20 protein-coding genes and 1 pseudogene are annotated in these 22,394 nt (G+C 44.5%); 6 read left to right on the top strand and 15 right to left on the bottom strand.

Features of this window, described 5'->3' with window-relative positions:
- Window positions 1-35: 35 nt before the first annotated feature.
- Window positions 36-869: a CPBP family intramembrane glutamic endopeptidase gene (locus V7K85_RS05180; protein ID WP_334811581.1), complete on the bottom strand. Its 834-nt coding sequence runs from the start codon at window positions 867-869 to the stop codon at window positions 36-38.
- Window positions 870-933: 64 nt separating this feature from the next.
- Entirely contained in the window at window positions 934-1,215 is a 282-nt protein-coding gene (gene clpS, locus V7K85_RS05175; RefSeq protein ID WP_334811580.1) for an ATP-dependent Clp protease adapter ClpS, read from the bottom strand.
- A 300-nt stretch (window positions 1,216-1,515) separates the two neighbouring features.
- Here clpS and V7K85_RS05170 point away from each other — a divergent pair, with 300 nt between their 5' ends.
- Window positions 1,516-1,881, top strand: coding sequence for a hypothetical protein (locus tag V7K85_RS05170; RefSeq protein ID WP_334811579.1), 366 nt, complete (start codon window positions 1,516-1,518; stop codon window positions 1,879-1,881).
- Between the two features lie 60 nt (window positions 1,882-1,941).
- Here the strand turns inward: V7K85_RS05170 and V7K85_RS05165 are convergent.
- A pseudogene (locus V7K85_RS05165) lies at window positions 1,942-2,188 on the bottom strand (aminotransferase class I/II-fold pyridoxal phosphate-dependent enzyme); the annotation flags it as partial.
- Window positions 2,189-2,326: 138 nt separating this feature from the next.
- Window positions 2,327-2,530 (bottom strand): hypothetical protein, encoded by a 204-nt coding sequence (locus tag V7K85_RS05160; RefSeq protein ID WP_334811578.1) that lies wholly within the window; start codon window positions 2,528-2,530, stop codon window positions 2,327-2,329.
- Window positions 2,531-2,999: 469 nt separating this feature from the next.
- Between V7K85_RS05160 and V7K85_RS05155 the strand changes: the two genes are divergently transcribed.
- From V7K85_RS05155 to V7K85_RS05140, 4 genes are all read left to right on the top strand, one after another.
- A complete protein-coding gene (locus tag V7K85_RS05155) occupies window positions 3,000-3,329 on the top strand; it encodes an STAS domain-containing protein (protein WP_334811576.1) in 330 nt (109 codons plus the stop codon).
- Window positions 3,330-3,477: 148 nt separating this feature from the next.
- On the top strand, window positions 3,478-6,168 hold the full coding sequence (locus tag V7K85_RS05150) for a TIGR03960 family B12-binding radical SAM protein (protein ID WP_334811575.1): 2,691 nt from the start codon (window positions 3,478-3,480) through the stop codon (window positions 6,166-6,168).
- 850 nt (window positions 6,169-7,018) lie between these two features.
- Window positions 7,019-9,130 carry an Rne/Rng family ribonuclease gene (locus tag V7K85_RS05145; protein WP_334811574.1) on the top strand — a complete coding sequence of 704 codons (2,112 nt, stop codon included), beginning with the start codon at window positions 7,019-7,021 and terminating at the stop codon, window positions 9,128-9,130.
- An 8-nt stretch (window positions 9,131-9,138) separates the two neighbouring features.
- Entirely contained in the window at window positions 9,139-9,795 is a 657-nt protein-coding gene (locus tag V7K85_RS05140; RefSeq protein WP_334811573.1) for a ribonuclease HII, read from the top strand.
- A gap of 8 nt (window positions 9,796-9,803) precedes the next feature.
- Here V7K85_RS05140 and V7K85_RS05135 read toward each other — a convergent pair whose 3' ends face one another.
- Together V7K85_RS05135 and V7K85_RS05130 are read right to left on the bottom strand one after the other, a co-directional pair.
- Window positions 9,804-10,391 (bottom strand): DUF1997 domain-containing protein, encoded by a 588-nt coding sequence (locus V7K85_RS05135; protein ID WP_334811572.1) that lies wholly within the window; start codon window positions 10,389-10,391, stop codon window positions 9,804-9,806.
- Between the two features lie 72 nt (window positions 10,392-10,463).
- The gene (locus tag V7K85_RS05130; protein ID WP_334811571.1) at window positions 10,464-10,850 is read right to left on the bottom strand and encodes a VOC family protein; all 387 of its coding nucleotides are present in this window, start codon (window positions 10,848-10,850) and stop codon (window positions 10,464-10,466) included.
- Window positions 10,851-11,075: 225 nt separating this feature from the next.
- Between V7K85_RS05130 and pheA the strand changes: the two genes are divergently transcribed.
- A complete protein-coding gene (pheA, locus tag V7K85_RS05125; RefSeq protein WP_334811570.1) occupies window positions 11,076-11,951 on the top strand; it encodes a prephenate dehydratase in 876 nt (291 codons plus the stop codon).
- Between the two features lie 127 nt (window positions 11,952-12,078).
- Here the strand turns inward: pheA and V7K85_RS05120 are convergent, their stop codons facing one another.
- The 9 genes from V7K85_RS05120 to V7K85_RS05080 form a co-directional block, all read right to left on the bottom strand.
- Entirely contained in the window at window positions 12,079-12,726 is a 648-nt protein-coding gene (locus V7K85_RS05120; protein ID WP_334811569.1) for an LON peptidase substrate-binding domain-containing protein, read from the bottom strand.
- A 253-nt stretch (window positions 12,727-12,979) separates the two neighbouring features.
- On the bottom strand, window positions 12,980-13,297 hold the full coding sequence (rpsJ, locus tag V7K85_RS05115) for a 30S ribosomal protein S10 (protein WP_008232935.1): 318 nt from the start codon (window positions 13,295-13,297) through the stop codon (window positions 12,980-12,982).
- A gap of 179 nt (window positions 13,298-13,476) precedes the next feature.
- Window positions 13,477-14,706 (bottom strand): elongation factor Tu, encoded by a 1,230-nt coding sequence (gene tuf / locus V7K85_RS05110; protein ID WP_334811568.1) that lies wholly within the window; start codon window positions 14,704-14,706, stop codon window positions 13,477-13,479.
- Window positions 14,707-14,729: 23 nt separating this feature from the next.
- The gene (gene fusA, locus V7K85_RS05105; protein ID WP_334811567.1) at window positions 14,730-16,808 is read right to left on the bottom strand and encodes an elongation factor G; all 2,079 of its coding nucleotides are present in this window, start codon (window positions 16,806-16,808) and stop codon (window positions 14,730-14,732) included.
- A 137-nt stretch (window positions 16,809-16,945) separates the two neighbouring features.
- Window positions 16,946-17,416, bottom strand: a complete 471-nt coding sequence (gene rpsG / locus V7K85_RS05100) for a 30S ribosomal protein S7 (protein WP_229465239.1) — start codon at window positions 17,414-17,416, stop codon at window positions 16,946-16,948.
- Window positions 17,417-17,957: 541 nt separating this feature from the next.
- Window positions 17,958-18,341 carry a 30S ribosomal protein S12 gene (gene rpsL / locus V7K85_RS05095; RefSeq protein WP_015214573.1) on the bottom strand — a complete coding sequence of 128 codons (384 nt, stop codon included), beginning with the start codon at window positions 18,339-18,341 and terminating at the stop codon, window positions 17,958-17,960.
- 151 nt (window positions 18,342-18,492) lie between these two features.
- The gene (locus tag V7K85_RS05090; RefSeq protein WP_334811595.1) at window positions 18,493-18,819 is read right to left on the bottom strand and encodes a HesB/IscA family protein; all 327 of its coding nucleotides are present in this window, start codon (window positions 18,817-18,819) and stop codon (window positions 18,493-18,495) included.
- A gap of 244 nt (window positions 18,820-19,063) precedes the next feature.
- Window positions 19,064-19,483 (bottom strand): cupin domain-containing protein, encoded by a 420-nt coding sequence (locus tag V7K85_RS05085; protein WP_334811566.1) that lies wholly within the window; start codon window positions 19,481-19,483, stop codon window positions 19,064-19,066.
- 702 nt (window positions 19,484-20,185) lie between these two features.
- Window positions 20,186-22,225: a phosphodiester glycosidase family protein gene (locus tag V7K85_RS05080; protein WP_334811565.1), complete on the bottom strand. Its 2,040-nt coding sequence runs from the start codon at window positions 22,223-22,225 to the stop codon at window positions 20,186-20,188.
- Between the last annotated feature and the right edge of the window lie 169 nt (window positions 22,226-22,394).

Genomic DNA, 22,394 nt, shown 5'->3' with positions numbered 1-22,394 from the left:
CATAGTGGGCTTAACATAATTCATTATCTTGATTTTCATATATGAAGCGATCGCTCAATTCGCCCCCGTATCCACAAAGCTAGTACACTCATTAACAACACCCCCATCACTCCTTGTAGGGGATTATTATTCACACCAGTTACCCAATCAGGAACCTGACCAGAATATTTCACTAATTTACCCACATTAATAATGTAGTAACCCCAAACTAAACCACCATGTAGCCCAATTGGTAAACCCAAGCGTCCCCTCCGCCAGCGCTTTCCCCATACCTGCGTTAACCCCAGCAGTACTAAAGCTGGAAATTGCGGCAATGTATGAATAATTGCCTCCAAGGGTTTAATAAAGTGCAATGTAGCAAACGCAGTTGCATCTGTCCACAGTGCCATACGCGGACTGTAATCTCGTTGTAATTCATCTAGCAACCAGCCTCGGAATAACAATTCCTCAGCAAATCCAATACCTAAGCCAACAAGTAAACCCTCTAAAATAACTTTCAGCAAAAAAACTTTCGGTTGTTGCCACACCAACCAACCCAACAAACTTTCTACCCCAAAAAGTATCAGAATATTAATTATCCCCATAGCCAAGCCACGCACTAAATCCACACCGTTTTGTCGCGTGAATTCTAAGCCATAATGCCGTAGAATTCGGGGCTGCTGGTAGAGATATTTGCCCCATAGTCTCAGAAGTAAAATAAATACTGCATATAACAATACCAATGTCAATATACTTTCTAAGTTTGAATCATCCACTAGTAAGTATATTGGTGCAGCCAATGGCAACCATAGCAGCAATAAAGTCACAATAAAAGAACCCAGCCTAATGGGGGCAGGGCGTTCAGCTAAACGGACAAGGTTTTTTTTCATAGTAAATAGGTCAATAATCAGCAGTCAATACTCCAGATTATGACTCTTGATTATTGACCAATGACTATTCGTCAGGTTCAATCGTGCTACTTAAACCGTGACTTTTCAATGTTTCGCTATAGAACTCAGCGTGTTCCAGAGCGCAAGTAATAACTAAAGCTAGCCCGTTAGTATGGGCTTCCATCATGATGCTAACAGCCTGGGGTTGGGTAAGGCTTGGTACAGTGGCTATTAGGGACTGCACAACATGCTCCATAGAGTTGTCGTTATCGTTATGGAGCAAAACGCGATACCGAGGGGCTAGCTTACGAATTGTGGAAGGTTTTTCAATAGTTTCAACTGACACGGCTCTTTGCTCTTTTCTTGTTGATTCACCACTACGAAGTGTCTGTGTAGCGATCGCTTAACAGTTATTTACCTATTCTATAGTATTTCTGCTCAGATACTATGCTAGGAAAACCTTTTGCTGCCAGGGATTGATCGTATTAATTTTGCGTAGCCACAAGTGAAGCAGATGTCTAAGACATGGCTGCCATAAGAGTGCTACCCTAATCTTACAGAAGCTTTCCTTAAACGTAGCGCATTTTCACTTTTAAGATTAAGGAAGTTGCCAGATAATCCTTGCCCCTGCTCAAACTGCATAATCATGGACATTAGCCTAAATTTTCTTCAACCAGGACAAATTGTGTCTTTAGAGCATGGCGACAGGAATCTGTATGCAGAAGTCATTCAATTTGTAGTTTCCCGCCAGTTGTGCTGGGTGCGTCCTTTATTAATGGTTACTTTGATTCAAGAATCGCCGCTAATTACCGATTTGCGAGATGCTTCTGACTTGCTTTGGCCTGCCAATTTATTTCGGCCAGCATTAGACACAGAAGTAATTAGCTTGTTGAGCCAAGTTTTAGCAAAAGAACCAAAAACTGAACCTGATTCTGCTGCCAAGCAGCAACTCAATCAGTTTATTCACCAACTTTGGCAAGCATATCAACAGGGATTGGGGATTGGGGATTAGGGATTGGGCATTGGGCATTAGTCTTTACGTCCCTGCATCTTCAGTCCACAGCATCGGGTATCAGGCGTAGCGAATACCAGCATCTTTCATGCGTTGAATTCCTTGTTGCAACCGTTCATCACGGATAGTTAAAGCAATGCGGAAAAAGCCTTCTCCAGATGCACCATAACCACTGCCTGGAGGGACAAGAATGCCACATTTGTCAAGTAGCAACCTCACAAATTCTGCTGAGGAATCATCCTGGAGGAACAGGTGTCCAAACGTAAAGGATAGCTTTAGGAGGCTGAATCGGCCAACCTAGAGATTGAGAAAATATAAGCAATTATATCGCGCTTGTTATCTGCCTTGCCTTTACTAAAACTTGTTTTACTTATTTTAAAGTTTTATTGCTTTAGTCTTAATCAAATTCACTTGATATAGGCAACAAACGTCTATGCCTAAGCAATTAGGAATATCCCAAGCTAGGAACCAACTGAATTCGACCAGCATCCATCTCTGCCATTAATAATTCCAGAGCTTCGTAGTCAACGTCAGAAATGTAACCCAGTTCCGTCAGTTCTGAGTTGATTTCATTTTCTATCTCAGGAGTTAGTTTTTTAATGTCAAGAGCTTTTTCTACCAATTTCCGAATAGCGTACTTAGTTCTCATAAGTAATAATCCAACTGTATATTATACTAATTGTCCCAGATACATCTAAGTATAAAGCGTGATCCAAATACTACTTAATAGTGATATAGATCACATTTTAATTAGTTAAATAGATAACTCGCTATGACTCTGTCGGATGCCATCAGCAACCCGAAAGTGGGAGATTTAACTTACCGTTAATACTTGGCTAAATTAGCTCTAGTTATAGACGAAGCAAGTTTTCTCAGCATAGTTACTGATGATTTGTTTGTTCTATGGCTGTCTATGTTGATTGTTTTTGAACTGGGAGAAAAAAAAAGTATATATAAACACATTTTAAATTGGAATTATGACAATCTTTAAACAGAGATACGAAAGCAATAAAGATTCAGCAAAGAGACCTAATACATATGGCCGATGCAACAAAAAAGAGTTTATGTTCAAATAATCCTTAGCTTGACGCTTCAACAATTCTCAATAGGATGTAACTATGCAAGCAGTGCTTAACTATCCCAAGATTGCAGTTATTCGTCCCCAATGCTGTTTTAATGCTGCAAACGCCTTGGAATTTGAACGAGATATTACTACAGCGTTGGCACAAAATGGTATTTCTATCTTGGTAGTAGACTTAGCAGGAGTAGAATCGTTAGACAGCGCGGGGTTGATGGCATTGTTATCTACACACAAGCTGGCTCTTAGTTTAGGACGGGGTTTGCGACTTTGCGCTGTCGCTCCGTCAATTAGAATTATTTTTGAACTAACGCAACTCGACAGGGTGTTTGAAATATTGGATGGTGAAGTTGAGTTGGCTGCAACATAACTTAATGTAAAAGCACAAAGGTTGGGGTAAGAAGTGAACTTTATGTAAAGGAGTTGTAAGTTGCAATGATAAACTATGTTAGAAGACCTGATTTAATGCTAAGGTAAGGTTTGAGTAGCTGTAATTAAGGTAGCTAGAAGATAGCACAGTGGCTGTTGCAGTTGAAAAATTAATAACATCGGATATTTTAAAACCAGCGCGTTACCTGGGTAACGAGCTTTTAGCTGTACACAAAGCTTGGGATACGACAGCAATACGCTGGGTCTTAACCTACCCAGAAGTATATGAAGTAGGCGCATCCAATTTAGGGCACATCATCCTCTATAACATCTTGAATGCCCAACCGCGTCAATTGTGCGATCGCGCCTACCTACCAGGACAAGACCTGGCAGCCAAACTACGCGAAACTAATACGCCATTGTTTGCGGTAGAGTCAAAGCGATCGCTGACAGAATTCGACATTTTAGGCTTTAGCCTCAGTTACGAACTGGGTGCGACTAATATCTTGGAAATGTTGAATTTGGCTGGAATTCCCTTGACGTGGCGAGAACGCCAAAAAGCAGGGGAAGCAGGGAGAGAATTTACTAATCTCCAGTCCCAGTTTCCGTTGATTTTCGCTGGTGGGCAAACAGCAACATCGAATCCTGAGCCTTATGCCGACTTCTTCGACTTTTTCGCCCTTGGAGATGGAGAAGAACTGCTGCCAGAAATTGGTTTGGTGTTGGAAGAAGGCAAACAAGCACTCTTGAGTCGGGAACAGCTGTTACTGGATTTGGCACAGATACCAGGCGTATATGTCCCTCAGTTTTACGACATGGCAGAGGATGGCTCAGTTCATCGTCGTCGCTCAGACGTGCCAAAACGAATTCTACGACGGGTTGCAACTCCCATACCAGCATATTCCATTGGGTTAGTTCCCTACGTAGAAACGGTGCATGACCGCTTGACCATTGAGATTCGGCGTGGTTGCACTCGTGGCTGTCGCTTCTGTCAACCAGGAATGCTGACTCGACCAGCACGGGATGTAGAACCCGATAAGGTTGTAGAAGCAATTGAACAGGGTATGCAGGCAACTGGTTACAATGAGTTTTCCCTCCTATCTCTGAGTTGTTCTGATTATTTGTCCCTACCAGCAGTGGGGATGGAAATCAAAAATCGCTTAAAAAATGAAAACATTTCTCTGACTCTACCAAGCCAACGGGTAGACAGATTTGATCAGAATATTGCCAACATCCTTGGAGGTACGCGGCAAGGGGGACTGACCTTTGCTCCAGAAGCTGGAACTCAGCGGATGCGAGACATCGTAAATAAGGGTTTGACGAATGAAGAATTGTTGCGGGGAGTGAAAACCGCTTGGGAGCAAGGCTGGGATAAAATCAAGTTGTATTTTATGATTGGCTTGCCGGGTGAGACGGATGCTGATGTTTTGGGTATTGCGGAAACAGTAAGCTGGTTACAGCGTGAATGTCAGGGTAAAGGCAGAAAACCCCTAAACTTTAACCTGACAATTTCTAACTTTACGCCCAAGCCCCATACACCATTCCAGTGGCACTCAGTCTCTACCACTGAATTTAAGCGCAAACAAAACCTGCTGCGGCAAGAATTCCGCCGGATAAAGGGAGTGAAGGTAAATTTTACCGATGTCCGCATTTCGGCAATGGAGGATTTTGTGGGACGAGGCGATCGCAGTTTAGGCAAGGTAGTGCGCCGTGCCTGGGAATTGGGTGCAGGTATGGATTCCTGGTATGAAAATTTAGATCAGGCTTTTAGTGCTTGGGGGTCTGCGATCGCCCAAGCCGATCTAGACTGGAAATATCGCCAAGTAGAAAATGGTGAATGGAATTTGTTTCATATACAAGAGCAGAAGAGATTGGCAGATGCGGAAAATACCCAATTCCTAACTCCTAACTCCTCATTATCCACTCCCCACTCCTTCGATATTCCTCTACCTTGGGATCATATTGATACCGGAATTGACAAAAAGTGGCTCCAAGACGACTTGCAACGCGCCCTAGAAGCCGCAATTGTACTTGACTGCTCTTTTGAAGGTTGTTCTCACTGTGGTGTCTGTGGCACCGACTTTGGGCATAACGTCGTGATTGAACCACCTGCTATCCCAAAATTCGCTGGCGAGTTTGTCCCTAACACAACTAAGGCACAAAGACTGCGAGTTTGGTTTGGGAAACAGGGTAATATGGCTTTGATCAGCCATCTGGATTTAATCCGTCTGTTTGACCGAGTTGTGCGGCGAGCAGGCTTGCCGATCGCTTTCACTGGTGGGTTTCATCCCATGCCGCGAATTTCTCTAGCAACTGCTTTGGCTTTAGGGGCTACTAGCAGCGGCGAAATTGCAGATTTTGAGTTAACTGTGCCAATGGCAGTTGATACTTTTTGCGAACAGTTGGCTCGTGAAATGCCCACAGACATACCTATATATAATGTGGAGCAGATAGATTTAAAAGCTAAGGCAGCTACCCAACTGCTAGAGTCCGCAGAGTATTTGATTAATGTAGCAGCACTTGAAGAAGCAACACCTATACAATGTCAAAACTGGATTGACACAATCAAAGCCAAAGAAGAACTCTGGTACGAACACACAACTAAGTCAGGTAAGAGCCAGTTAATAAATCTGCGCGATCGCTTATTTGAACTGGAATTAGTAAAAACCCACAAAAGCATTGCAGAATCTATATCATCTGTGATCCGTTATCGAGGTAGCTATCGCCAGGAGGGTTTGCTGTTGCGTCCCGAACAAATCCTGTTTATGCTAGAGGCAGTGGCTAGTGTAGAATTTCAACTCCTGCACATCCACCGCAATCGGCTAATTTTAGGGGTATAATCGCTGTAGGGCAGCTTGCTAGTAGTTGTCCTAACATGGCACATCGTCGGAATTGATTTTTAGCAAGGTTGCGTTAGAATGGGGTGAAGAGAAATTTTCTGGCGCTGCATTGAATTAGCTGGTTCACTACCCTGGTATTCAGGGGGCGAAAGCAAAGATATTAGAGTGCAACTTCTAAGATTTTATCCCAGATAAACAAAAGGCAGATTAAAGAACGCACACTCTCTCTATAGCTACCTTGTGAATCAGTAACTAACAGCAGGCTCGGTTAGCTTCTCTAAATCCATGCTTTTTAAACAACTGCTGAATGTCTAATCCACAGTAGTGCCCAAGAGCTAGTGCGTTACTTTTCTAGAGTTGAAGCAACTGCCGTCGGTTATGCCGACTTGTAGAGGTTCACAAACGCGCAAAGGGCGGCTTGCCATAGGCTAGGGCAGCTTAAGGCAGGGTAGCAGCTGGCGTTGCTGAGTATAACCCTAAGGATAAATCCGGGGAATGGAAAATAGAAATAGTTTCTTTTTCTTAACGACTTCAGTAGGTTACTCTCAAATGAAGCGTCCTGAGTTAAAATGCTTACTCAGGATTGAGAACTTTCAACTCAGAACTCTCTTGATTGAGGGTATTGCATCACGAATCAACCACGGACGGTTGATTAATTGCTGAGAGAATATGCAGCCGTTCTGGAATAATCAGCCGTGTAAACGCTCTTAAGAGCGCCAATAGCTATTTAACTTAGAAGCTCAGGTTTGCGATTTTTATTACCAGTAGCGCCTTTTAAGGGTTGTAGGGACAACAAAAGAAAACACAAACCTCCAGACCTATTGGTGCTGCCAGTTTTTGAGGAAATTGAATGCCAAAACAAATTATCATCGCGGAGCAGCACCAAATTGCTGCGGTTTTTTCTGAAGATCAAATACAGGAACTCGTTGTTGCTACAGGTCATCATCAAATAGGTGATATCTACTTAGGAGTAGTAGAAAACGTATTGCCTGGGATAGATGCGGCTTTTGTCAATATTGGCGACCCAGAGCGCAACGGTTTTATTCACGTCACCGACTTGGGGCCATTGAAGCTAAAGCGTACCGCAGCGGCAATTACAGAACTCCTAGCACCACAGCAGAAAGTTTTGGTGCAAGTAATGAAAGAGCCAACGGGGACAAAAGGGCCCAGGCTCACGGGTAATATTACCTTACCCGGACGCTACGTAGTACTGATGCCCTATGGTAGGGGCGTAAATTTATCCCGACGGATTAAAAGTGAAAGTGAGCGCAACCGCTTACGGGCGCTGGCAATTTTGGTAAAACCAGCGGGAATGGGTTTGCTTGTGCGTACAGAAGCTGAAGGCAAACCAGAAGAAGCGATTATGGAAGATTTGGAGGTGCTGCAAAAGCAATGGGAGGCGATCCAGCAGGAAGCGCATTCCACCCGTGCTCCAGCACTGCTCAACCGGGACGATGACTTTATCCAGCGCGTATTGCGGGATATGTACGGCGCGGATGTAAATCGGATTGTCGTGGATTCCAGTACTGGTTTGAAGCGCGTGAAGCAGTACTTGCAGAACTGGAGTGGAGGTCAAACACCGCAGGGATTGTTAATAGACCATCATCGCGATCGCTCTCCAATTTTAGAGTACTTCCGCATCAGTGCCGCGATTCGAGAAGCCCTTAAACCAAGAGTAGACCTACCTTCTGGAGGCTACGTCATCATTGAGCCGACTGAGGCCTTAACCGTAATCGATGTTAACTCAGGTTCCTTCACGCGATCGGCAACAGCTAGAGAAACAGTTTTGTGGACAAACTGCGAAGCTGCAACAGAAATTGCTCGCCAGTTGCGTCTGCGGAATATCGCTGGGGTAATCGTCGTTGATTTTATTGATATGGAATCGCGACGTGACCAACTGCAAGTTCTCGAACACTTTAATAAAGCACTCAAAGCAGATAAAGCTCGTCCCCAGATTGCCCAACTCACCGAACTGGGTTTAGTAGAATTGACCCGCAAGCGTCAGGGTCAAAACATTTACGAATTGTTTGGTGAAACTTGCCCAACCTGTGGCGGTTTAGGACATACTGTGCGTCTGCCTGGAGAAATCGAAAACCGATTGCCAATACCGGCAGAAACACCAGAGCGTGAGCGTTTTGTATCCCTGCCTCACCGAGAACCACGTCAGCCATCTGCCCGCATCCCGGAACCACGAGAAACCTATGATGGATTTGGGGAAGCATTTGACAGCGACTCGGAATTGAGTAATCTTAATTTGATTAATCATCCTAGTTATCAAGAACTTAATGATAATAAGCGTCGTACCCGCACTCGCCGCAGTCGAATTGGCATCAATGGGTTAAACGGGAAAGATGAAGCTCGGGTTGTTGCCAATCCACTGGCTTTTGTCAACGAGCCAGACTTAGACCTTGATGTGGAACCAGAACTAGGAGTTGCACCAGAGATCCCCTTACCAACCCTTGGTAAACCAGGTTGGAGTGAAAGAGTAGAGCGCACTAAAGTTATCAAGGCAGAACCAGTCAAACCAGTGGTAGAACCACCGGAGATTAGAACTGTAGAAATGAGCCTCCAGGAACAGGATATGTTTGCCTTGATGGGAATATCTCCCTTGGTGAAGTTAGAGCAAGAGGTTAAAAATACCAAGTCTGTGATTATTAATGTGATTCAGCCTGGTCAACTGCCAACGACCCCAACTGAATCAACCTCTGAATCAACTATTGCCCAAAAAGCAACATCTGAAATAAGCGCAAGCAAGATACCGACACCAAAATTTATTGAGCCAGAACAAAAATCTTTGATAGAAGAGACAACTGAACCATCGGAGTTGACTGCGAACCCAACGGGTAGCTTGTCTGCGAAAGCCTCAGCCGCCAACGAGATCGCAGATGAAAGTGATGCGAACAGCGCCGCCACTGCCAGCCGTCGTCGCCGCCGTCGTTCCTCAGCGATCGAGGATAATTAATTTGCCTTATGGTAGAAACGTCGCCAGCACCCTTGGAAAAATCCAGTTGGCTGGAGTTTTCTACCTTGTCAGGGATTCCAGGGTTGGTTGCAGGTGTGGATGAAGTAGGGCGAGGTGCTCTATTTGGGCCTGTGGTAGCGGCAGCAGTGATCCTACCAGATCATGCTTTGCCAATACTGATGGCAGCTAAAATTAAAGACAGTAAAAAGTTGTCTAGTTCTCGTAGAACTCAGCTAGCGCAGCAAATTTGTGGGCTGGCTATAGATTGGAAAATTGGGTTTGCTTCTACTGCCGAAATTGACAAGATAAATATTTTGCAAGCGACGCTGTTAGCAATGAAGCGGGCTGTGCTGAAGTTCAAGGTACAGCCTGCACTCTGCTTGGTTGATGGCAATCAGTCAATCAAAGACTTGTTACTGCCGCAACAAACAATAGTCAAAGGGGACGAGCGATCGCTCGTTATTGCCTCTGCTAGTATTGTCGCTAAGGTTTGGCGTGACGACCTGGTACTGCGTCTGGCAATAAAATACCCTATGTACAACTTGGAGTGTAACAAGGGTTATGGTAGCCAGCGGCATAAGCTTGCTTTGCAACAATACGGGCCCTCGCCCCTACATCGTCAGTCTTTTCGTCCTTGCCAAATCAAACGACTGAGTGTTGAGTGATTAAATAATTACTCAGCATTCAGGATTGGTAATTCAGTACTGTCACCGTCAAGTCCTCTATCTTTGGTTTGTGATATCACCCAGTAGCGATAATCCGCCAAAAGTTGATTTAATAACCGTTGCTTGACCGATAACAGCACGCTTTTGAGCAAACCATTGCCAGTAGCTTCTAAAATCGGCTTAGGAGTCAAGGAAAATGGCAAAGGGAAATCCACCAGCACTTCTAAATCAGCTCTTCCTTCGAGGCGAGTGCCAGTACTAAACTCTTTGGGAGACAAATACCCTTTTAAATTGAGAGCAAAGCGCTGGTTAATATACTCGAAACCCAGGATTTCACAGCTTAGCGATCGCAAATAAATTATTCCATTTGATTCTGCCCAGACTCTCATGTCTACAGTAGGTTGAATACTCAGTGACATAAAAGTCAGCGGACGCATTTTCAAGCGAAATACCTCCTCAGAAAGCTGCTGAATCCGGCTATTGTCAACTAAAGCCTTAACCAGACGTTGAGGCTGACGCAAGTAGTGCTGAATAGGAATAGGCTGCTCTGGAACAGCAATTTCCACTGATTGGGAGGCAGTAAACTTGGTAGCCATGAATTGAAGGAAGTAATTGTTTGATACTTCTATTATTGATTAATTTATTATGTTTATTTTTTTTAATTTAGATTACATTGGACTAGCAATTTCAACAAGAATTCCATCCAAATCACGGACATAAGCCACTGTTTGTCCCCAAGGCTTAACTTTGGCATCTACAATAACCACAGCACCAGCTTCTATGGCACACGACAAAGCTGCTGCTATATCGTCTGTTACAAAACCAACCTCAATACCAGCAGGTAGATTTAATAGGCTGTTTTCTTGAAATCCTTGGGGGAGGTTAGATTTTGCAATTTCATTTGAGGCGAAAGCGAGAGTTGTTCCACCCGTTTGCATCTCGGCGTATTGTTTGCTCTCGTGAATAAACTGCTGTTTGAGTCCGAACGCCTTTTCATAAAAAGCGACCGATTGGGCAACATCCTTTACATAGAGAATTGTGTAGGAGAACTTCATAATCTTTATTTCTGACTGAAACAACTACTGAAATCAAGCTAGTACATTTGCTCTACCTAGTCAAGCACCCACACAGTTGTACAGCCATAAACTGTATAATTATGCCACCTAAAAGAGCGGTACGCAATCAAATGAATCAAATTAAAGCAATATTCTCGGTCAATAAAGAAAGGCTGGGTTGACTCACGATATAGTCTATAAATTGAACAGATAACTAATAAACACATGACTATATCGATCGCACATTTAGGACCTCCCGGCACTTACGTAGAACAAGCAGCTGTTTTTTATGTCAACTGGCTAGCTAAAAGTACGGGACTTGAAGCTACGTTATATCCCTATCCCACCATCTCCCAGTCACTACACGCCGTTGCTGATGGTCAAGCTCATTTGGCTGTTGTGCCAGTGGAAAATTCTATTGAAGGGAGTGTTACCACAACACTGGATACACTATGGCAGTTGGACAGTTTGCGAATTCAGTTGGCTTTGGTATTACCCATTGCCCATATGTTAATTTCTTGCGCCTCTAGCTTAGATAGGATTAAAACTGTTTACTCTCACCCGCAAGCTTTGGCTCAATGCCAGGGATGGTTAGAGCGGTTTCTGCCGGCTGTACAAATTATTCCCAGCAATTCTACAACCGAAGCGCTACAGGGATTGGAACAAGACACGACAACGGCAGCGATCGCTTCTAGTAGAGCAGCTCAACTCTACAACCTGCCCATACTTGCCAGTAATATCAACGACTATCCAGAAAACTTTACTCGTTTTTGGGTAGTAAGTCAGGGTGAAGCGGAGGCTGGATACCAGACATCAAGAACATGTGCCAGTCACACATCGCTGGCTTTTAGTATGCCTGCCAACACACCCGGAGCATTGGTCAAACCTTTGCATATATTTGCTCAGTTAGGGATTAACCTTAGCCGGATTGAATCTCGTCCAACGAAGCGATCGCTAGGCGAATACTTGTTTTTCATCGATTTAGAAGCGGATGCCAAGCAAGCACAAATGCAATCTGCTTTAGTAGAATTAAGTATCCACACAGAGATTTTAAAAATTCTTGGCGCTTACAATGTTTTGCCGATCAGCGCTCTTACTTGAAAAGTTAGGAGTGAGGAGTTAAGAATTATCAGTTATCAGTTAGCCAATATAAATTATAAGTTGTCAATCTTTTATTTTTTGTTATTTCTTCTTCACTCCCCACTCCTAACTCCTCACTCCTAACTCCTCACTTTTCATTAAATGTGTCTTTGAGAACAGCGCGAGCTGCCAAGTGATTCCTAGTAGAAGTTAAAATTTCTGCTTCTCGCTCTAGACGAGTTGCAGTATCTTGCATTTCTAGCAATAACTGCTGCTCTGCGGCGACACCGTAAAGATTACTGGCTACCCAATAAGATAGCTCTGTTGGTAGGTCAGGCAAATCTTCTGGCAGTTCGATATTTTGTTCGGTTAATTTGGCTGACAGACGCACAACATCTCGCAGTAGTTGTTCTACCTCAGAAGACAAAGGTCGCAAATCTTTAGCCGGTGGTTGGTCTTCAATCCACTCAACTAAACCAACACGGTATGGCTTTTCACGAACATATTCTAATACACGAAATCTTTGCTGCCCTAAAGTCAACATCTTGATCCGATCATCTGGCAGCCGTTGGTGATGAACAATTTCCGCACAGCAACCAGTGTTTGCAATTGTACCTTTAACAGGATCGACCATCAAAACACCGAACCTGCGATCGCTCTCCAAAATCGTGTTCATCATGATTCGGTAGCGAAATTCAAAGATGTGCAGGGGCAATGGCCTGGTAGGAAACAGAACTACTTCGGGTAACGGGAACAGAGGTAGTTCGCGAACTGCAATTTTAGAAGATGATGTCATTGTTACCTTGGTATAAACTTAATCTTTAAAATTTATTTTTCTCTGCTTTTCCCGTACTTTGTCTACATTCTATCATTTGTTTCCTAGCTAAATAAAAGCCCTGAGATATATTTCTTCAGGGCTATGTCAAAATTCATACTAATGTCATTTGTCCTCTCTTACAAACTTCTGAGCGGAGGTTTCCTCCGCTCAGACTTTGCGCTTTGTCCTTTGTCATTTGCCTGAGTACTAATGACTAATTACTAATGACTAATTAAAGTTTGACTTCGATATCTACACCCGATGGTAGATCCAATTTCATCAGGGCATCAATAGTCTTAGAAGAGGGCTGGTAAATGTCAATAATCCGGCGATGAGTTCGGGTTTCAAAGTGTTCCCGTGAATCTTTATCTACGTGAGGCGATCGCAGCACACAGTAGATCCGGCGTTTTGTTGGTAAAGGAATTGGCCCTATGGCTGTAGCGTTGGTGCGGTTAGCTGTGTCTACAATCTTCTCGCAAGATGTATCTAATAGGCGTCGGTCAAAAGCCTGTAAGCGAATTCTAATCTTCTGCTGCTGTAGAGTTGCCATCTTTAATTGTCCAGGTTCTGCGTAATTAGGGGAGTATTTACAAAGTAAAGGTTACAAGTTATAGGTTACAGAAAACTATCACCTGTCCCCTGTAACCTATTACCTTATTTATAGAGGGAAGAGAAAGGAGCAGAGAGGCATTATACCATCCCTGCTCCTTTGTAATGAGCAAAAAGGTGCTACTTGAGAATTTTGGAGACGACACCAGCACCGATGGTGCGCCCACCTTCGCGGATAGCGAAGCGCATTCCTTGTTCAATAGCGATCGCGTTGATCAATTCTACTGTCATCTTGATGCGATCGCCTGGCATCACCATTTCGGCTTCACTACCATCATCGGAGGTGAAGGCTTTGATGGTACCGGTTACATCGGTTGTCCGCACATAGAACTGGGGACGGTAGCCGGAGAAAAATGGAGTTTTACGACCACCTTCTTTTTCCGTTAGAACGTACACTTCACCTTCAAATTGAATGTGAGGTTTAATTGAACCTGGTTTGGCGATTACCATGCCCCGTTCAATATCAGCCTTCTGGATACCCCGGAGGAGTACGCCAGCGTTGTCCCCAGCCATACCTTGGTCAAGACTCTTCTTGAACATTTCAATACCAGTTACGGTAGTGGCGCGAGTATCTCTGATACCCACTAGTTCAACGTTATCGCCGACTTTGACTATACCCCGTTCAATCCGACCAGTGGCGACAGTACCACGACCTGTGATTGAAAATACGTCTTCTACAGCCATCAGGAAGGGCTTATCAACATCCCGCTCAGGGGTGGGGATGAAAGAATCCACAGCGTCCATCAATTCGTAGATTTTGTCTACCCAGGGGTTTTCACCTTTTTTAGTCTTAGGATTCTTGGTCATTGCTTCGAGAGCTTGTAGACCAGAGCCTTTGATAATGGGGATATCATCGCCAGGGAAATCATAGCTGCTTAACAGTTCTCGAAGTTCTAGTTCTACTAGTTCCAAGAGTTCTGGGTCATCCATCAAGTCTTCTTTGTTCAAGAAAACAACCAGACTGGGAACGCCTACCTGTTTTGCCAGTAGGATGTGTTCACGGGTTTGGGGCATTGGCCCATCGGTAGCAGCTACTACCAGGATGCCACCATCCATCTGAGCAGCGCCGGTGATCATGTTCTTCACATAGTCAGCGTGTCCTGGACAGTCTACGTGAGCATAGTGCCGATTTTCGGTTTCATACTCAACGTGAGCAGTATTAATGGTAATACCCCGTGCCTTTTCTTCTGGCGCGTTATCGATTTGGTCGTAGCCTTTAGCTATAGCTTGACCCATAGCTGCCAAGGTCATGGTGATGGCTGCTGTTAACGTAGTTTTACCGTGGTCAACGTGGCCAATGGTACCGATATTGATGTGGGGTTTATTCCTTTCAAACTTTGCGCGTGCCATGAATGCTCATTTCCTTATTTTAACTAAGCGTTCCCTTTGCTTTTAGCAATGATTGCCTCAGCCACGTTGCGAGGTACTTCTTCGTAGCGGCTAAACTCCATTGAGAAGATGCCCCGACCTTGGGTCTTCGACCGGATATCAGTGGCGTAGCCAAACATTTCTGCCAACGGGACTTTAGCTGTCACTTTGGCAATACCCTGCTCAGATCCCATGCCTTCAATTTGCCCACGACGGGAATTGAGATCGCCCATAACATCCCCAAGGTAGTTTTCGGGAACTTCTACCTCAACTTTCATCATAGGCTCTAAGAGGACGGGTGAAGCTTTTAGCACAGCCTCTTTCATCGCCATTGAGCCAGCGATTTTGAAAGCCATTTCCGAAGAGTCTACATCATGATATGAACCATCAATTAGCGTCGCTTTGACGTCAATCAACGGATATCCAGCTAGAACACCGGATTCGCAGCTTTCTTTCATTCCTTGTTCTGCTGGGCTGATGTACTCTTTAGGTACTGTACCACCGACAATTTTGGAGACGAATTCAAAGCCAGTACCGGGTTCTCCAGGCTCCAAATTGATCACAACGTGACCGTATTGACCTTTACCACCACTTTGGCGGATGAATTTGCCCTCAATTTTGCTCACAGCTTTCCGAATTGTTTCTCGGTAAGCTACTTGCGGCGCACCTACATTCGCTTCCACCTTGAATTCTCGTAACATCCGGTCTACTAGAATTTCTAGGTGTAGCTCTCCCATCCCCGCGATCACGGTTTGGTTTGTTTCGGGATCGACACGGACACGGAATGTGGGGTCTTCTTCTGAGAGAGATTGCAGAGCCTTGGATAGTTTATCCATGTCGTTCTTGGTTTTGGGTTCAACCGCCACCGAGATTACAGGCTCAGGAATGAATAGGGATTCCAGAATTACTGGCGATCCTTCATCACAGATCGTGTCACCTGTCAAGGTGTCTTTCAATCCCAGGGCTGCTCCCAAATCACCCGCTCGCAGTTCATCGACATCTTGCCGATCATCTGCCTTCATCAGAACTAAGCGGGAAATCCGTTCTTTTTTATTCTTACTAGCGTTGAGGACGTAGCTACCCTTTTTCAACACACCAGAATAAACACGGACAAACGTGAGGCGACCGTAAGGGTCAGCCATAATCTTGAATGCCAGAGCCGCTAGGGGTTCGTTGTCATCAGCCCGCCGCTCAACAGTATCGCCATTCGGCAGTATGCCTTGAATTGGCGGCACTTCACTTGGCGCTGGCAGGTAATCGACAACGGCATCCAGCATCAATTGCACGCCTTTGTTTTTGAATGCCGAGCCACAAAGTACTGGTACGATTGTGCCAGCAACTGTGCCTTTACGCAGTCCAGTAGCGATTTCGTCTTCTGTCAGTTCTTCGCCCTCGAAGTACTTAGCCATCAGACTATCATCAGTTTCTGCCACTGCTTCCACTAGCTTGACGCGGTATTCATCTACCTGCGCTTGCAATTCGGCGGGGATATCCGTTTCCTGGATATCGGTTCCTTGGTCATTGGCGTAAATATACGCACGTTGCCGTACTAGGTCGATGATCCCTTGGAATTCGGTTTCACTACCAATTGGTAATTGAATGGCGATCGCATTTGCTCGCAGGCGATCGCGCATCTGCTCGTGAACTTTATAGAAGTTCGCTCCAGTGCGATCCATCTTGTTGATGAAGGCTATCCGAGGAACTTTGTAGCGGTCTGCTTGTCGCCACACTGTCTCAGACTGCGGTTGCACGCCACCCACAGAACAAAATACTGCGATTACACCATCCAACACGCGCATGGAACGCTCAACTTCAATTGTGAAGTCTACGTGACCTGGAGTATCGATAATGTTAATTTGATGATCATTCCAACTGGTACTGATAGCAGCGGCAGTAATGGTAATTCCCCGCTCCCGCTCCTGCTCCATCCAGTCAGTAACGGCAGTTCCTTCATGAACTTCGCCAATTTTATGAATTATCCCAGAGTAAAATAATATTCTCTCTGTTGTTGTTGTTTTGCCCGCATCTATATGCGCCGCAATACCAATGTTGCGTACTTTCTCTAGCGGGATCGTACGTGCCACAGCTACCTCCTATAGTTTTTGCCTCATGATATCTTGTATATTACTCTTTGTTAAGATTCTATACTTTTACGGAAAACCGCCTTTTTTTGTAAATCTACGATATACCGCTTCGGGAGGGCGATATATCGCTTTTCTACTTAGTAACGATAGTGTGCAAATGCTTTGTTAGCTTCCGCCATCCGGTGCGTTTCTTCCCGTTTGCGAATGGCATTTCCAGTTTCGTTGGCAGCATCCATTAACTCATTTGCCAGTTTGCTTGCCATTGTCCGACCTGGTCTAGACCGGGAATATTGCACTAACCAACGCAGTGCTAGGGTAGTGCCCCGTTCTGAACGCACTTCCATTGGTACTTGGTAGGTTGCTCCACCAACTCGCCGAGCTTTTACTTCTACTAAAGGCGTGGCATTTCGCACTGCTCTTTCAAAGGTTTCCAAGGCAGCGCTACCAGTGCGTTCCTCAATAGTTTTCAATGCATCATAAACAATGCGTGCGGCAAGTGATTTCTTGCCATGACGCATGATTCGCCTGATAATCATGCTCACAAGGCGACTGTTATATACGGAGTCAGACGGAACTGGGCGCCTTTGAATAACACCACGACGAGACATACTTCACCTTTAATTCGGAATTGGCAACGAAATTATATGCTATCAGACACCGGAAACTAAAAGCGGTGGAACCCAACCCTCAGACTTCCTCAATTTTTCCGATCGTTGCAGCGAGGCTGACTTCTTGAGTGCCAATTTGGGATTTGGGATTTGGGATTAAGAATTTTCGGTAGATGTTCAGACCACAAGGGTTGGAACAAATCAAAAATCAAGAGTCTATAAGCTTCATCCCTTTGTGGGTTAGACCAATCCAAAATCACAAATCTAAAATTGTTTGACTTGCTACCTGCAACTAAATACTTAAGGCGACAAGATTGTAAACCTTAATGCCCAGATGAGAATTCTGCTGTCGGTTACAGCGTTCTCCTCAGAACTTCTACACTTGCTCGCTTAGTGTAGGGTGTAGTTTGCTTGATTTATTTAAACGGACTTTAGCAGCCTTCATGACTGCTGTTAGAACACAGATACTGATCGTTTTTTTGTCCTTGGGCGCTTCTAAGGTAAACGATTAATCGTGTTGGATGCGATTAATCGCCTAATCCTATTTTTTGGCTTCTTTGGGACGCTTGGTTCCATACTTGGAACGGCCTTGCTTGCGGTCTTTAACTCCGGCTGTATCTAAGGTGCCACGGATGATGTGGTATCTCACGCCTGGTAGATCCTTAACCCGACCGCCGCGAATCATCACAACTGAGTGTTCTTGTAAGTTGTGACCAATGCCTGGAATGTAAGCTGTGACTTCAAATCCAGAGGTAAGTCTTACTCTTGCTACTTTGCGTAGAGCTGAGTTAGGCTTTTTTGGTGTGGTCGTGTATACTCTGGTACAAACTCCCCGACGTTGGGGACATTGTTTCAGAGCAGGTGACTTGGTTTTCTGACGCGCTTGTTCGCGTTCAGTACGTATTAGCTGCTGTATTGTTGGCATGAGTTACAGCGCGTAAAGCTGCTTATGGTCTAAGTTTTAACAAATCCTGATTATATCGTTTTTTAATGTTTTATGTCAATCGTTATTTTTCCTTAATCATTATTGGTCATTTTTCCTTTGTTATTGGCAAATGATCACTAATTAAGGACTATTAACTAGTTGTGGAGAAGGAATTGCCACAGCTACAGGTAGCGATCGCCTGGGGATTGTGGAAGCGAAAACCACCACCCATTAAGTCTTCTGAATAATCCACCCTCAAACCGTTGAGGTAATTTAAGCTTGCTTTATCTATAACTACTTGAATCTCATCCAAGTCGAAAACCTGGTCGCCAACTTTTATTGCTTTATCGAAGGACATATCATAAAAGAACCCGGAACAACCACCTGGTCTTACTGCCAATCGAAACAATACATTTGGTTGCTGCTTGGACTTTATGCGCTCAATCTCACTCGCGGCTGCTTGACTCAGATGAATCATGGAACTCATTTTTTGCAATTGAATACCCCATCTTCATTTTACAGATGGGTTGACCGTTGCTATCTCCCTGTGCCAAATCACCGAACCCATGAGCGCGATCGCTATTACTACATTTATAACACAAGATGTTTCAATCCCCACCTTAACTAGGTAGGGACTTCTGGGGTGCGGTGATTACCAAAGACAGTTTGCACAAAAATGTATTCAGTTTTGGGATTAAAGCTTTAGTAGCTTTTTTTTGGCATTAATCCTTGGTACGGGCATAGTCATCTTGGTAGCGAATAATATCATCTTCTCCCAAGTATTCGCCATTTTGCACTTCAATCAACACCAAGGGGATGACGCCAGGATTCTCTAAACGATGAGATGTACATTGGGGTACATAGGTTGACTCATTATTGCTCAGTAGTACTTCTTTCTCGCCACAAACTACCCTAGCTGTACCAGAGACAACAATCCAATGTTCACTGCGGTGGTGGTGCATTTGTAGACTGAGGCGGTGTCCGGGCTTAACCTCAATGCGCTTGATTTTATATCCGCGTCCTTCTTCCAAAACTGTAAAAGCACCCCAAGGACGTAACTCAGTTGCAGCAACGCCTCTGGAAGTGATACCTGGAGGTAGGTGTAGAGTGTCAGTCTGTGTAGTTTCTTGATATCGAGCCATAGTTACCTCATTTGGAGACATAACAAACCGTTGGTACTCTTAACTATTGATCAAAAATTTGGCGCTATCTTGCAACGTTAAAAATCAGCAATTTTGTTGCACCTTGATAAACATAGCAAAATCAAACGTGATGGTGTAAATCATTACCACTAAAATTCTGATGTCTACATCAAGTCTTCATCAAGCAAAATTGCAGCTTGTTCTAAACTTTAAAAAAAGGATAGGGCATTGGGGAGCCAGCGCTCTTACAGGGGGTTTCCACGCCACTTACTTCTCCTGTCGGAGACGCTCTTGCTAGCTTGCTTCTCCGTAGGAGTACAACTCTTGGAACCCCGCAACAGAGTGGCTCCCCTTTCCTCGGCTAGCGTCATCGGGCATTGGTGATTAAGAGACTTCCCTATTCCCTGATTATCGGAAATTAAAGGGTTAAGACCTTCAGCCGCCACCGTCCCCTTAGCACCTACTACCTATTCCCTGATTATCGGAAATTAAAGGGTTTAAGACCCCTACCTCTACACGTAGCTCGGAGCTCCTCCCAAGGGGAGACGCCAAGGGCAAACGGTGGCTCCGACTTTGCTCAGTTACCCTGCAGGATCTTGCTACAGTCAGGGTTTAAATTCCCCGCACTCGCCACAACTCTTGGGACCCCCGTAAGGCGCTGCTCCTGTCTAAAAATGTCTTTAATGCGTGAATTTGGAATTGTTAACGTGGTTGCAAGAAAATACCAATTCCGTTATGAACACGAGCAGCTGTACTAGGTAAGCGATCGAGTAGTTGCCCTCCTAAGTAAAGGCTGGTAGAACTGCCACCGTCCAAATTTAGGGCATCCACACAGCCCATGAGTTGCATCAATTGGGCATGTTCTGTCAAATTAGGCCCATAACCGCCGACACGATTATGTATGGCAGTAATCATCAGTGTGCCTGTTGCCGTTGTGCAAATACCGCTACGAATAGCCTTTTCTGCAATAAAAGCATTGCTGAATTTTTCGCCTTTGGCATCAAGGACAATTTGACGATTTTGGACTAATAGCGGTCCAGCTCCGATAATGTAGGGATAACGACTAAAATCACTGGGAGCAGTGGCGCTGGAAATACTTACTGCGCTTCCAATAGATAGCTGTGAAGCAGCACTAGCAGCGTTGCCGCGTAAGGTTAAAAGATAGCCATCTTGAGGAATGGGAACCGCCGTCTCACCAACTTTGCCGCCTGGTAACTGATTAGTAATTTGGTCTTTCTGTACCACGAGGATGATTTCGTTATCCGTCAAGGGTGTGTAAGTTGATCCCCAAGCTGGGGTGTAACGAGCAATGCCACTCTGGACGTAGCCGCTGTTAAGAAACAGAATTGGTAGACGCTGGTCATTTGCCGTGATTAAAGTTTCTTCTAAGGTGAGACGACCGAAGTAAAATTGGCCAGAATCATTCCAAGCGATCGCACCCCGGTTAAGAATGGGGCCTGATAACCACTGACCATCCCGACGAATTGCACCCAATGGCAATCTGTTATTGCGGTTAAAATAACCACCATTAATTCCAGCTACTGCTAAGTAACGTTGTGCTGTTTGAATTAAGGGAGCAGTACCCGCAAGCCCATCAAGACTAGCCCACATGGGTTTCAGTGTTAGCCCAAATTTACGAGGATTAACTTCTAACCAGACCACCGGAAAGCGTTCTGTGCCTAAGTTTACATAATGCTGTCGCCAGCGCAATCCTGGCCCCCAAGTAATATCTCGTTCTTCTAAAGGATCGGGTCGAATATCGATAATCAGGCGATTGGGGCTACCGACAGTACTAACTTGAGGCGATAAACCAAAGGGAATACTCAGAGAAATAATGGTTTGGTTTTTCACCACCTCCACTTGTTGAATCAGTGGTTCAGGGGCTGGTGTTGGTGGTATTGGTTGTGTTGGTGTAACTGGTGATAATTGTTTGAGCAGGTTTGGCAGTAATATTGCTGGTGCAGCTGTTGGTGCTGGTGGCTGCGGGGTATAGCGTTCTATCAAAACGGGATCGGCTATTCCATCCAGGGTGACTGTCCACTCTCGATTTGGCGGTGCAGTGGATTTGGGGATTAATGTGTCTGGATCTGAAGATGGAGGTTGAATTTTTTTAACAGTTGACCCTTGTGTAACTTGCCAGGGAGTTGGACGATCTAAATCGACAAGAATGCGAACTTGTTGCAAAGGATTTACACTCGTGTCTAAAGATTGCTGACTCGGAACAATATTTGTCACTTGCGCTTTTGGAGTAGCAATCACCAAAATGTTGCCATTGGCTTGGATTTGCCATCCAGATGTTTGAGCAAAATTAGTAATATCCAGATAGCGATATGCTCCTAGTAACTTGGTGGCTAAAACTAGTGGCGTTGTCACCGACGAAAACCACTGTACTGGTTGCCTACCTGAATTACTACTGTTTAAGAAATTAACTCCAATTAATTGCCTAAATGCCCCGTCACTGAGATGAGTTGTGATCTGACCAGATTTTCCAGGTCGCTGCAACCAACTTCCTGGTAAAGTACGACCATTGAGGGAAATTTGATTACCAGAGGATGCTACACCTGTTAAAGGGGGTGCAGGTGACTGTGAGATTAACCTGGGTGTTGATTTGGTGCTTTTTGGCGACTCCTGGGCGTTGGTAGCACAGGTAGTAGTTAAGCATAGTGCTGTCAAAAGTATCGGTGAGACAGTAGCCCGGAAAAATCTGCGTTTGGTAATCCCTGATTGCCAACAATTCGGCATTTTTACCATAATTTACTAGGTACTTTTGAAAACTATCACCCAAGGTATAAACTAACTAATTATTTGGAACTCTAAAAAAACATGACTTTATTTTTTAAAAAACATGATATTTTATATATTGGCTAGCTATCTCTTTTAGACAAAAAACAATTTAGACGCCAAAGCCATT

The organism is Nostoc sp. (assembly GCF_036917615.1).
Classification (GTDB): Bacteria; Cyanobacteriota; Cyanobacteriia; order Cyanobacteriales; family Nostocaceae; genus Nostoc.
Note: the sequence above shows the minus strand (reverse complement) of the source record. Positions and strands in the feature narration are given on the sequence as shown.